11 protein-coding genes are annotated in these 12735 nt (G+C 40.3%); 10 read left to right on the forward strand and 1 reads right to left on the reverse strand.

Translation table 11 applies throughout. The features are described 5' to 3' along the window. Positions 1 to 328 precede the first annotated feature (328 nt). From AC59JO_RS16920 to pyrH, 10 genes are all read left to right on the forward strand, one after another. On the forward strand, positions 329 to 1582 hold the full coding sequence (locus AC59JO_RS16920; RefSeq protein WP_497306653.1) for an MBOAT family O-acyltransferase: 1254 nt from the start codon (positions 329 to 331) through the stop codon (positions 1580 to 1582). Beyond that, positions 1582 to 2565 (forward strand): hypothetical protein, encoded by a 984-nt coding sequence (locus AC59JO_RS16925; protein ID WP_497306655.1) that lies wholly within the window; start codon positions 1582 to 1584, stop codon positions 2563 to 2565. The genes AC59JO_RS16920 and AC59JO_RS16925 overlap by 1 nt, the downstream gene beginning before the upstream one ends. A 788-nt stretch (positions 2566 to 3353) precedes the next feature. Beyond that, positions 3354 to 4139, forward strand: coding sequence for a hypothetical protein (locus tag AC59JO_RS16930; protein ID WP_497306657.1), 786 nt, complete (start codon positions 3354 to 3356; stop codon positions 4137 to 4139). Positions 4140 to 4398: 259 nt separating this feature from the next. Further along, positions 4399 to 4647, forward strand: coding sequence for a hypothetical protein (locus tag AC59JO_RS16935; RefSeq protein ID WP_497306659.1), 249 nt, complete (start codon positions 4399 to 4401; stop codon positions 4645 to 4647). A gap of 276 nt (positions 4648 to 4923) precedes the next feature. Further along, entirely contained in the window at positions 4924 to 5361 is a 438-nt protein-coding gene (gene rplM / locus AC59JO_RS16940) for a 50S ribosomal protein L13 (RefSeq protein ID WP_091220406.1), read from the forward strand. Positions 5362 to 5386: 25 nt separating this feature from the next. After that, the gene (gene rpsI, locus AC59JO_RS16945; protein WP_090529485.1) at positions 5387 to 5773 is read left to right on the forward strand and encodes a 30S ribosomal protein S9; all 387 of its coding nucleotides are present in this window, start codon (positions 5387 to 5389) and stop codon (positions 5771 to 5773) included. Between the two features lie 18 nt (positions 5774 to 5791). After that, on the forward strand, positions 5792 to 6634 hold the full coding sequence (rpsB, locus tag AC59JO_RS16950) for a 30S ribosomal protein S2 (protein ID WP_413669563.1): 843 nt from the start codon (positions 5792 to 5794) through the stop codon (positions 6632 to 6634). A gap of 172 nt (positions 6635 to 6806) precedes the next feature. Next, on the forward strand, positions 6807 to 7658 hold the full coding sequence (gene tsf / locus AC59JO_RS16955) for a translation elongation factor Ts (RefSeq protein ID WP_497306662.1): 852 nt from the start codon (positions 6807 to 6809) through the stop codon (positions 7656 to 7658). Positions 7659 to 7841: 183 nt separating this feature from the next. Then, a complete protein-coding gene (gene nagA / locus AC59JO_RS16960; protein WP_497306664.1) occupies positions 7842 to 8966 on the forward strand; it encodes an N-acetylglucosamine-6-phosphate deacetylase in 1125 nt (374 codons plus the stop codon). A gap of 125 nt (positions 8967 to 9091) precedes the next feature. Continuing rightward, complete coding sequence (pyrH, locus tag AC59JO_RS16965; RefSeq protein WP_413669560.1) at positions 9092 to 9796, forward strand: UMP kinase; 705 nt, start codon at positions 9092 to 9094, stop codon at positions 9794 to 9796. Between the two features lie 133 nt (positions 9797 to 9929). Here the strand turns inward: pyrH and AC59JO_RS16970 are convergent, their stop codons facing one another. Beyond that, on the reverse strand, positions 9930 to 12428 hold the full coding sequence (locus AC59JO_RS16970; protein ID WP_497306666.1) for a M1 family aminopeptidase: 2499 nt from the start codon (positions 12426 to 12428) through the stop codon (positions 9930 to 9932). Positions 12429 to 12735 lie beyond the last annotated feature (307 nt).

Here is a 12735-nt window from a genome sequence, read left to right on the forward strand (position 1 = left end):
TTGACAAAATAGATTCAAGATTATTTAATAAATATTTATTGATTAAAAATATACATTAATATTTTTGTGTCGATCTCACCTTTACCTTGTTATCACATAAGCATAGGTGAAATATATTCTATGTTACTAATTAGCATAGCTTATTTATATACATATGCTGTTTAACTCTGTAAGTTTCATACTTTTTTATATAATAGTCACGCCACTGTATTTTGCCTTTCCCCATAAATTCAGATGGATCATACTATTACTTGCAAGCTGTTACTTCTATATGGCCTTTGTACCCATCTATATTCTGATATTGGGTTTTACTATCATAATTGATTACATGGCAGGCATATACATTGAAAAAGCCCAAGATAAACAGCGCCGAAAGCTTCTTTTAGCAGTAAGTTTAGCAGCCAATATAGGTATCCTCGCATTTTTCAAATACTTCAACTTCCTGAATCTTAATATAGATAGGTTTATGGGAAAGTTTAACTATCATGATCCGATACCTTATTTAACTATTTTATTACCTATCGGTTTGTCGTTCCATACTTTTCAGGCCATGAGCTACACCATCGAGGTGTATCGGGGTAATCAAAAGGCAGAAAGGCACCTTGGTATTTACAGTCTGTATGTGATGTTTTACCCGCAACTGGTTGCCGGTCCGATAGAAAGGCCTCAGAATATACTCCCCCAGATGCATACCGAACATCGTTTTGATTACGAATTAATGAAATCCGGTTTAAAAATGATGCTTTGGGGCTTTTTCAAAAAAATAGTCGTAGCCGACCGCCTTGCCATTTTTGTAAATTCGGTATATAACAATCCAGAGCTGCATAACGGAACGACCATTGTAATCGCATCTATATTTTTTTCGGTGCAAATTTATTGTGACTTTTCCGGTTATACCGACATAGCCATTGGCTGCGCCAGAACAATGGGTTTTGACTTGATGAAAAATTTTGAACGCCCGTATTTTGCAACCAACATTCAGGATTTTTGGCGCAGATGGCACATCTCTTTATCAACCTGGTTCCGTGATTATTTGTATATCCCACTTGGAGGAAACCGGGTAACAAAACAAAGACAATACCTTAATCTGTTTATAGTATTTTTAATAAGCGGTATATGGCATGGTGCCAATTACACTTATATCATATGGGGAATTTTGCATGGTTTATATTCTGTTGTGTATATGATCATTAAACCATATTTACGCAAAGAGCCGCAAAGTAAAGTAACTGCTACAGTAATACGAATAGGAAATATGGCTTTGACCGGCTTATTCGTAACCTTTGCCTGGATATTTTTCAGGGCTAATAGCGTTACAGATGCATTGACACTGATTCGTGATTTAAAGAGTTTTGGAGCTAAACCATTTTTTGGCGATGGTATAAGCAATTTTGCTCATTCCATTTTGGCCATATTTCTGCTGTTTGCAGTGGAGTACAAAATGGAATATTACCCTGAAAAATTCAATTTCTTTACTTCGCCCAATATTGCCTTAAGATGGGGGGCGGTAGCCTTCACCATTATTTTAATATTGTTGTTGGGAGTGTTTAACGGTGGTCAGTTTATATATTTTCAATTTTGATGAAAACTAAGTCTTTTGCTAAATTTCTGATTAAACCGGTTGGCTTTCTTGTGGTATTGATATTACTTGACTTTGTAGTGGGAGCCGGATTCAGAAAAATCTATTTCAGCCAGCGGGTTGGGCAGTTTAGTCAAACTACCTACGCTATTGACAGTGCCAGACAAGACATTATGATTTATGGCAGTTCAAGGGCTGTGCGTCATTATTCGCCATCCATTATATCTAAAATAACAGGACTAACTTGTTATGATTCGGGTCGGGACGGACTGATGATACCGTACTCAACCGCCATGGAAGAAATTTCGTTAAACAGGCATACCCCAAAATTCATCATATTAGATATTAGTCCCAGAGAATTAGGGATTGATCAATCCAAATACGATAAATTAAGCATCCTGCTACCCTATTGCAATAAACACCCTGAATTTATCAAATACATTCAGGAAATTAGTCCGTTTGAGCCTTACAAACTTTTATCCCAAACCTATCCTTTCAATTCCTCGGCGTTTATACTGGCCACTAATACCCTGTTTTCTAAAACTGTAAAAAAAGATGATAACGGGTATTTACCGCTGGAAGGTCAGATGACTAAACCCGAGGTAGATGATTATAGTTTAAGAATGAATAAACGCTATTTAAAAATCAAAAAGCGTAAAGATATTCCGGAAGAAAAGGGTGTCAGGTATTTTAAAACCTTTTTGGATAATAGCGCCAAAAGAAACATTAAAACATTGGTTGTCATTTCACCAACTGTCTTAAAAAATCCTTTTTACCTGGATAATCAGGCTGGAGAAAAGAAGCTGATCGTGAAGTTTACCAAACAATATCCTAACGTAACGTTTTTGGATTATTCGTCAGATCCCAACTTTAACTTTCGGCCCGAAAAGTTCTCTGATGTATTTCACTTAAATAAACAAGGATCGGAAGAGTTTTCAAATAGTATAGGACGTTACATAAAAGCTAAGCTCGTCAACAAAATATAAATAGGTAGCTGTACCTGATTACCACCATTAAAATAAGGAGGATTGGACAAATTGGTTTGCCAGATCATTCCATAGAAGTCTACTGCGTCAATATCCCGCTTTCGTTGAAAGTCGGCGATAAGCTCAAATTTATGCAACTCCTCCTGATTAGGGGTCTAATCATATGCTTTTGTAAGTTTTGCGCCCAGACAGTACGGAATTCGAACGATATTTTGGATCAAATGCGTGTATTGAGCGAATAAGAACACTTTTAACATCACCTGACTGGGCTTGAACCAGGGAATGGGATTGAAAATAAAGGGTATAATCGACGCCTTCGAGACTAAAAATCGAGAAATAATTGAGGATCTAAGGCAGCTATCTGAATAGTCTATCGATCTTAAGCGAATTATAAAAGCAGAGCATTCCACTGAAAATCCTTGTGCCCCTGGTTCGATCCCAGTTGGTACCACAGAAACAGAAATGCTCTTAGTTAACGTTAAGGGGATTTTTTGTTTTAAATGCTATTGCAAGCCAAATATTGATTCTCATTCACGTCACTCCTTATCTAATCAGGTGATTTTATTTCAATTTAAATAACTCACTGACAAGCTATTAATAATTTATCAACAAATTGTTTATCATATATATTATTTGTAAGTTTAGGTAACCAATTGTATTATTTATGGTGGTAAAATTTTAGGCATTTATTTTGTCCTTACTTGGCCTTTTACTTAAGTTATCAACCGCCAAATAAAAAACTCCACCAGACGAAATAAATTCCTATATCATATTAAACCTTAAGCATTATGAATAAGATTTTAATTTTCGCAGCTTTATTTAGCTTCTTGATTTTTGGATGTAAGAAAAAAGAGAAGTCGTCCGAGGCAGGCCTGTCGGGTGTATATGAACTTGAAAAACAAGTACTTGATGGCGGAGGCAAAGACTCTGTTATTAAACGAACGCAAATTAAAATCTACACGGATCATAACTATTTATATGCCAGTATAGTACCCGACTCATCTGTTGGGTTTGGTGTAGGCACTTATACGCTTGACTCGGCTAACCGGCTTAAGGAACATAGTATTTACACCAGCAGAGCGCTTGATTCATCCCTAACGTATAATCTTGAGGTTACAAAGAAGCCTGATGGTTATAGTCAAGTCATTCCCGACTTTGCCACGGTAAAAGGTGTGAAATATGCATTGAAGGAAGATTATAAAAGATTCCCGCCGGCGGATAGTTCTGCGCTTGATGGTTTATGGAAAATGGAAAGAACCTATACAGTAAAAGGCAAAGACACGATCCCCACTGATGTAACGCAGTATAAAATATTCTGGGGAGGGCATTTTATTTTCGTCCACAGGTTCGTTCAGAATAAGGAAAAAAACATCTTTAAAAATGGGTTTGGTACCGGGGTATTTACTTTTAGTAATGATACGCTTAGGGAAGAAGAGCAAATATCAAATTATAAGCTTCTTCAGGGTAATAAATTTACTGTTAAAGTAACGATGAATGGCCATGACGAATATACTCAGGTGATTAATAGTGCTACAAATGGCCAATCTGTAGAAATATATAAGCGAGTCAAATAAAAATTCCTTATTTAGCCTTGCGTCACCGGTTCGATCCCTGTTGGTGCTACAGAAAAAGAAATCCTCTTAGTTAACGCTAATGGGATTTTTTGCTTTAAAGCTGCTATTTGGAAACTATAAATGTGGTTTTAATGGAGTTTTGTTGAAGTTTGATTGTAAGAGCATTGCTATTAATTAGTTTATCTTGCGGATTGTTTTTAGTTGCGTGCAATCCAGGAGCACAAAAGGCAATTAGGGTAGTAATTTAAATACCTCGGAAATGATAGAAGCGGATGGCCACATTGTTGATTCTGTTATGGGGGCGTCGGTATTATCAGTTTATTTATGTAAAGCTTTGCCTGAAGTAAAGGATGATGCTGCACCATGTGCGGATGTTTACGTTTGTAAGTCATTTAAACGCGATTCGGTTTTAGGTGATACTGTTATAATTATTGATACGCATCTGAGAAACGAAATTTCAGGGAATCCGGATATATACTGGACTGGAATCAAAAAAACAAAAAGATGAAAAGCATGTAAGATAGCTGTGCCTTCGGATCAATTAAGTAAGATCATAAAGTTATGCACAGGTAACGTTGGTAACAGATGATTGAGTAATAAAATGCATCTTCTATTTTGTATCGCGATTAATCGACTTCCCCGGAAAAAAGCCTGAGCTGAGATTGCTCTTAAAGCGTTGTAAAATTTCCTTAAAATCTATTTGCTAATAAGATAATTAACCCTATCTTTGCAGTCCCGAAAATACGGGGTATAATAAACGTTTAAACAATTTAATTTAAAGCAAGTGAATACGTTAAGTTACAAAACTGTCTCAGCCAACAAAAAAACCGTTAACAAACAATGGGTTGTTGTTGACGCCGAAGGCGAGATTTTGGGGCGCTTGTCTACGAAGATCGCAATGATCATTCGTGGTAAAACCAAGCCTGATTTCACCCCAAACGTAGACTGTGGTGATAATGTGATCGTTATCAACGCAGACAAGGTAAAACTGACCGGCAACAAACTAAGCGACAAAGTTTATGTTCGTTACACTGGATATCCAGGTGGTCAGCGTTTTATTTCTCCTAAGGAGTTATTGGCGAAACATCCAACCCGCATCATCGAGAAAGCGGTACGTGGTATGTTACCTAAAAATCGTTTGGGTAAAGCATTATTCGGCAATTTGCATGTATATGCAGGTGCTGAGCATCCTCATGCTGCACAAAACCCAAAAGCCATTTAATTTTTAATTTTTAAGGAGAAAAAAAATGCCAACAACTAACACTTCAGGCAGAAGAAAAACAGCCGTTGCCCGCATCTACCTTACAGAAGGAAATGGCGCGATCATCGTTAACGGTAAAGATTACAAAGAGTACTTCCCTACTTTGCCATTGCAATATATCGTAACTCAGAGCACTGAGGTTTCTGGTAGCACCGGAAAATACGATGTTAAAGCAAACGTTGCAGGTGGTGGTGTAAAAGGACAGGCAGAAGCCGTTCGTTTAGCTATCGCTAAAGCTATTGTTGAACTTGATGCTGAAAAGAAACCGGCATTACGTGCTAAAGGCTTAATGACCCGCGATGACCGTATGGTTGAGCGTAAAAAACCAGGTCGCAGGAAAGCACGTAAGAGATTCCAATTCAGTAAACGTTAATCAAAGGAGGACAACAAAATGGCAAGAACAACTTATCAGGATTTACTGGACGCTGGTGTACACTTTGGTCACCTTACCCGCAAATGGGATCCGAAAATGTCACAGTACATTTTCATGGAGCGTAACGGTATCCACATTATCGATTTAAATAAAACCTTAACTAAGGTTGAAGAAGCTGCTGCAGCTATAAAACAAATTGTAAAATCAGGCCGTAAAGTATTATTCGTAGCTACAAAGAAACAAGCGAAAGATATCGTTGCTGATTATGCAAAAAGCGTAAACATGCCATACATCACTGAGCGTTGGTTAGGTGGTATGTTAACCAACTTTGCTACTGTACGTAAGTCGATCAAAAAGATGTCAAACATCGATAAATTGACTAAAGACGGTACTTACAGCAACCTTTCTAAAAAAGAGCGTCTGATGATTCAGCGTGAGCGTATCAAATTAGAAACCCTTTTAGGTGGTATCTCTGATCTGAACCGTTTACCTGCAGCATTATTCCTGATCGACGTTAAGAAAGAGCACATCGCGGTTTCAGAAGCATTGAAGTTGAACATCCCTACATTTGCTATGGTTGATACCAACTCTGATCCTTCAAACATCGACTTCCCGATCCCTGCGAATGACGACGCTACCAAATCAATTTCATTGATCACCAGCATCATCATCAAAGCTATCGAAGAAGGTTTAGAAGAGCGTAAACGCGAAAAAGAAGACGAAGCTGAAAAAGAAGCAGTAGCTGCAAAATCTAAAGCTGATGCTCCTGAAGCTAACGAAGGCGGCAAAAGAACCCGCAAAGTTGCTGAAGTAGCTGCTGAAGGCGAAGCTGAAGCTCCGGCTGCCGAAACAGAAGAATAAGCCCCCTAACCCCCTGAAGGGGGAACAAGGAACAAATATTTAAAGCCTCCCTGATTCCGTTAAAAGCATCAGGGAGGATTTTTAATATTAAAAATAGTTGCAGGTTACAGTAGCATAACACCATAGCGGTAACTTGTAACCCGATATAAAAAATCTTAAAACTCAAAAAAACATGTCTACAGTACAAATTTCTGCAGCCGACGTAAACAAACTGCGCCAGCAAACCGGTGCCGGTATGATGGATTGCAAAAAAGCATTAACCGAAACTAACGGTGATTTTGAAGCAGCTATCGATTTTTTAAGGAAAAAAGGTGCTAAAGTTGCAGCAAGCCGTCAGGACAGGGAATCAAACGAAGGTGTTGTTATTGCACGTACTTCTGAAGATTTTAAAACCGGTGTTATCATCGAACTTAACTGCGAAACTGACTTCGTAGCTAAAAACGCTGAGTTCATTGCTTTTGCTAACGAAATTGCTAACAAAGCTGTTGAAGCAAAACCAGCTTCAATTGAAGAACTTTACGCTCTTGAAATTGACGTTGAAACTGCCCGCGTTAAAATAGGTGATGCGATCATCGAAAAAACAGGTAAAATCGGCGAGAAAATCGGCGTATCTAAATATGAAGTAGTTAACGGCGAGAAAGTTGTTGCTTACATCCACGGTAACTACCGTTTAGGTGTATTGGTAGCATTAAGCGCTGATGGTGCAGGTGCCGAAGATGCAGGTAAAGACGTAGCTATGCAAATTGCTGCCATGAACCCTATCGCTTTGGATAAAGATGGTGTTGACGCTTCAGTAATTGAGCGCGAGCTTGAAATTGCTAAAGAGCAAATCCGTGCAGAAGGTAAACCAGAAGCAATGGTTGAAAAAATTGCTGCCGGTAAACTGAACAAATTTTACAAAGACTCAACCCTGTTAAACCAGGAGTTTGTGAAAGACTCGTCTAAGAGCATTTCACAGTTCCTTGACTCGGTTGAAAAAGGCCTTACAGTAACCGCCTTTAAGCGAGTAGCTTTAGGAGCTTAATTATATTATCCCCCGATGAAAATCGGGGGATTTTTTTTGCCCTGTTGGTTCGCCTTCAAAATCATGTCATTGCGAGGAGGAACGACGAAGCAATCGCACGCTATACGGGGCGTTCATGCACAGTTGGCGATTGCCACGCTATGCTCGCAATGACATAATGGTTAAATACGTAATTATTAAATCATGTCTACCCTCGCCCTCCACAACCTCAAACTCATCTCGGCCGGTACCATCGCCGAAGGCAAAGCCGTTTTAATTTCAAACGGTGTCATCACCGATATTATTGAGGAAACCACCATCCCCGGAGATATCGAAAAGAAAAACCTGAACGGTGCCTACCTTGCCCCCGGATTTATTGACCTGCAGATTTACGGCAGCGGCGGTAAACTTTTTGCCGGTACGCCAACTGTTGAGGCACTTGAGCAGTTAGAGAATGATTTGCTGAACCAGGGAACCATTGGTGTATTTGCCACTATCGGCACCAACACCAATGATATTGTAGAAACCGGTATTGAAGCCGCTAAGATCTATCGCGAAAAGAGTAGAGGTGCTTTTTGGGGATTACATCTGGAAGGACCTTATTTAAACCCTGCCAAAAAAGGTGCCCATCCCGAAAAGTTTATCAAAAAGGCTACTTTGGCCGAGGTCAAAAGCTGGATTGAAAAAGCTGATGGCGTAATTAAAATGATCACCATAGCCCCCGAACTGCAGGACCAGGAAGTGATTGATTATTTATATGAGCAGGGCGTTATCATATCATCGGGGCATAGTAATGCTACTTATGCCGAAGGGAAATCGTTTTTAAAGAAACCGGTGCAGGCAGTTACACACCTGTTTAACGCTATGCCATCTATGCACCACCGTGAGCCCGGTTATATCCCCGCGATTTTTGAAGAAAGGCCTTATACCAGTATCGTGGCGGACGGCATCCATGTTGATTTTGCCATGGTGCGTTTAGCTAAACGCGAACTTGGTGATAAGCTTTTCCTGATCACCGATGCGGTTACATCAACTAAAGAAGGTGCTTACCAGCACGAGCTAAGGGGCGACAGGTATACAATGCCCGATGGTACGCTATCAGGCTCATGCCTTACGATGCTTAAAGCGGTAGAAAACTGCGTAAAAAAGGTTGGTATTGATTTGGTCGAGGCTGTAAACATGGCATCATTATATCCTGCCGAGCTGGCTTCACAAACAAAGAAGGGTAAAATCGAAAAAGGCTTTGATGCCGACCTTGTTGTTTTTAATGCTGATTTTGAGGTGCTTGAAACAATATTAAGCGGCAATTTTTTAACAAAGACAACATAAAATTTTAACACTGAAATTTATTCGCTATTTTTGGCGAACTACTCCCGTATGAACAGAGCTTTATCAATTCTTGATATCAACAAAAGCAGGTTTCATCTATTTCTATTATTAGCAAATCACACCAAATGAAATACAAAAGAATATTACTGAAACTTTCGGGCGAATCGCTGATGGGCGCAAGACAATATGGTATTGATAATAACCAGGTTTTGCAGTATGCTCATGACATTAAAAACGTTTATGATGCCGGTATTGAGATTGCGGTAGTTGTTGGGGGCGGTAATATTTTCAGGGGATTGAGTGCCGAAAAATCGGGCATGGAACGCGCCCAGGCCGATTATATGGGGATGCTTGCAACAGTGATTAACTGTATGGCGCTGCAAAATGCTTTAGAAAGTATTGGCGTGGAAACCCGCCTGCAATCGGCCATCAAAATGGAGCAGATCTGCGAGCCTTATATCCGTCGCCGTGCTATGCACCACCTGGAGATGGGCAAGATCGTAATCTTCGGTGCAGGTACAGGTAACCCTTATTTCACTACCGATACTGCCGCTTCATTACGCGCTATCGAAATTAAAGCCGATGTGGTATTGAAAGGTACCCGTGTTGACGGCATCTATACTGCCGATCCGGAAAAGGACCCGACAGCAACCCGTTACGATGAGATCACATTCCAGGAAGTATATGACAAAGGCCTTAACGTAATGGATATGACTGCCATCACCCTGTGCCAGGAAAACAAACTGCCAATCATCGTATTTGATATGAACAAAGAAGGCAATTTCATGAAAATTGCCAAAGGCGAAGATATTGGTACGCTGGTGAAATAAAGAGCTGAAAGCCGAAGGCGAAAAGCGTGAAAACACTAATCCTTTAGAGCTTTCAGCCTTTAGCTTTGGGCTTTAAGCTAAAAATAAAAGGACGCCTTTTACCGGGCGTCCTTTTATTTTTAGCGGCTAACTCTTATTTAGCGTCATTGACAGCTTTGATGGCGTCATCAGCAGCTTTTACCGATGCATCATCTTTCATGGCAGTACGTGAAGCTTTGATCCCTTCCAGCTGGGTAACTACAAATGGTGCGGCACCGTAAACTTTAAATTTAATGCCGGCCTCTTTCAGTTGGTCAATACCTTGCTGGGCATATTCAGGCTTATTCACTTTGGCTGTCATATCGGCAAAGTTTTTAAGCGTATTGAATTTTTCCTGGATGCCGGCTTCTGTAAATGCATGGTAAACAAATGGCCACTCGGCATCATTACCATTAGCGGTGTACAGGTTGGTAATAGCGGTTGTTAACGCGCCTTTATTGTCTTTTTCGAGGCCTTTGGCTAAGCTTAACGCTTTGGCTGCATCGAGTTGTGCTATAGCATTTAAAGCAGCACCCTGCACAGCATATGACTCGCTTGACATAGCCTGAGTAAACAAGGTCATATTACCGCTTGCCTTTAATTTACCCAAAGCAGTAATAGCAGCAGCCCTTACCAGCGTGTTATTATCGGTTTGTGCTAATGAGATCAATATTGGTTGAGCTGCATTACGCACATCATCTTTAGTAAGGTTTAATGCCCTGATGGTTTTGATGCGCAAGCCATAGTATTTATCTTTTAAAGCAGCAATCAAAATCTTTTGCGCTTGCGGGCGGGTTTGATCTGATGCAGCAGCATCTATCGCCTCAAAGCGGTCGAGGTAATTAGGAGCGTTGAAATACTGGAATGAAAACTCATCAATGGTTTTTGCGTCAGTTTTTTTGGTTAGCAGGATTTTATCGGCATCAACATTCACCAGATCCGGTTTGCCGGCCAGTTGATAGCTGATTGAGTCTACCTTGTCATTCATCCATTCTTTATGACGTACCTTTTTACCACCCTGGTAAATATCTATAGCCATTGGCAGTTTAAAGGTTTGGCCGTCCTGCGTTTGTTTCAGGTAAACAGTTTCGGTTTTGGTGGCCTCATCCCATTTGTAACTAATGTTCAATATCGGGTGACCGGCACCGTAATACCATTGGTTAAAATACCAGTTTAGGTCCTGGCCGCTGGCTTCTTCAAACGCTAAACGTAATTGCTGTGCTTCACCGTTTTTGAAAGCGTTTGTTTTCAGGTAAATGTTGAGTCCTTTATAAAACGCGGCATCTCCTAAATAGTTACGGAGCATATTAAGGATACGGCCACCTTTTTGGTAGGTTACGGCGTCAAAAACATCCTCTTTATCGGCATAATAAAAACGCACCAGGTTTTTAGTGCTTGCACCCTGCGAACGCAGATAGCTTTGCATATCTGCATAATTATGAGCATCGGCCTCGTCTTTGCCGTATTTGTGCTCGGCCCAGATGGTTTCGCTAAAGTTGGCGAATGATTCGTTTACGGTAAGGTTGCTCCAGCTTTCGGCGGTAACATAATCGCCAAACCACTGATGGAAAAGTTCGTGAACAATGGTGCTGCGACCATTGTTAAAGTTAGCATCTATCAGTTCGCGGTGGGTAGCCTGTACGTAATCGCCGTGAAGGGTAGCCGACGTATTTTCCATAGCGCCACTCACGTAATCGCGTACTACAATTTGTGAATATTTGACCCACGGGAAATCGACGCCTAAAGTTTTTGAATAAAAGTCGATAGCTTCCGGTGTAAAACCGAAGATTTCTTTAGCGTAAGGAGCGTATTTAGGCTCAAGGTAATAACTTACTTCTTTATCTTTCCATTTGTCTTTATAGATCTTAAAATCGCCAACGGCCATCATAAACAAATATGGCGAATGCGGTAATTCCTGTTTCCAGGTATCGGTGCGGGTACCATCGGCGTTAGTTTTTTGAGCGGTTAGTTTACCGTTTGATAAGGTCACGTATTTTGCCGGTACGGTCATCGAGATCTCTTCGGTAGTTTTTTGGCTTGGCTTATCAATGGTAGGGAACCAGGCTGATGAACTTTCGGTTTCGCCCTGCGTCCAGATTTGGGTTGGTTTATCCTTCTCGGTGCCATCGGGGTTAATAAAATATAAACCTTTGGCATCGTTAATAGCCGCGCTGCCTTTTTCTTTCAGCTCATTTGGTTTAGCAGTGTAATCAATGTAAATGGTATAGCTTTCGTTGTTATGGTAAACCTTATCCAGTTTAATGGCTACAGAAAGGCTATCCTGATAAGTGAATTTTAACGGAACGTTTTTGCCGTTTTTCACTACCGAAATGTTTTTAAGGTCCATGCCTTTGGCATCAAGCCTTAAGCTGTCGGTTGGGTAAAAGTGGGGTTTTAACGTAACCCATTCCTTGCCATACAGGTAACGTTTTTTGTAATCGAAACGAACATCAAGTTTAGTGTGAATGAGGTCGTTGATTTTGGTTGGTACGGCCCGGTAAATTTTTAGAGCCGGGTTTTCGGCGGGAGGTGTTTGCTGCCCGTAAGCAGTTGCCATAGCTGTGGTAAGCACACACGACAGCATGAGTTTTGTAATTAATTTGCGATCAGTCATATATAGTACAAAAAGTTTGCTTTTTACAAGCTGTAAGGATAGTTAATTTTCAAATATACATCCCCGCAGCGAAAATGTTTTGTGCGTAAATCACCTATGACGCGCAGGACGGTATTATGTTACGGGGAGTGACTGGTTTTTTGACAGACTTTAAGGATGGAAGGCACAAATAAGCCGGAATTTAACCGTTGTACAATACCTGGGCCAGCAGGCAGCAGAGGGGTTAACAGGGTTAACATAAATTTGGGTTTTTATTATCTAAATAAATGACAATCAGATTTTTAACAGAAAATGAGTGTTAACCCCG

The sequence above is a fragment of the Mucilaginibacter sp. A5337 genome, from assembly GCF_059690695.1.

Bases quoted from the DNA above. Each gene is read 5' to 3' on its own strand.
- AC59JO_RS16920 (WP_497306653.1), top strand. From the start codon at position 329: ATGGCAGGCATATACATTGAAAAAGCCCAAGATAAACAGCGCCGAAAG.
- AC59JO_RS16925 (WP_497306655.1), top strand. From the start codon at position 1,582: ATGAAAACTAAGTCTTTTGCTAAATTTCTGATTAAACCGGTTGGCTTT.
- AC59JO_RS16930 (WP_497306657.1), top strand. From the start codon at position 3,354: ATGAATAAGATTTTAATTTTCGCAGCTTTATTTAGCTTCTTGATTTTT.
- AC59JO_RS16935 (WP_497306659.1), top strand. From the start codon at position 4,399: ATGATAGAAGCGGATGGCCACATTGTTGATTCTGTTATGGGGGCGTCG.
- rpsI (WP_090529485.1), top strand. From the start codon at position 5,387: ATGCCAACAACTAACACTTCAGGCAGAAGAAAAACAGCCGTTGCCCGC.
- rpsB (WP_413669563.1), top strand. From the start codon at position 5,792: ATGGCAAGAACAACTTATCAGGATTTACTGGACGCTGGTGTACACTTT.
- tsf (WP_497306662.1), top strand. From the start codon at position 6,807: ATGTCTACAGTACAAATTTCTGCAGCCGACGTAAACAAACTGCGCCAG.
- nagA (WP_497306664.1), top strand. From the start codon at position 7,842: ATGTCTACCCTCGCCCTCCACAACCTCAAACTCATCTCGGCCGGTACC.
- pyrH (WP_413669560.1), top strand. From the start codon at position 9,092: ATGAAATACAAAAGAATATTACTGAAACTTTCGGGCGAATCGCTGATG.
- AC59JO_RS16970 (WP_497306666.1), bottom strand. From the start codon at position 12,428: ATGACTGATCGCAAATTAATTACAAAACTCATGCTGTCGTGTGTGCTT.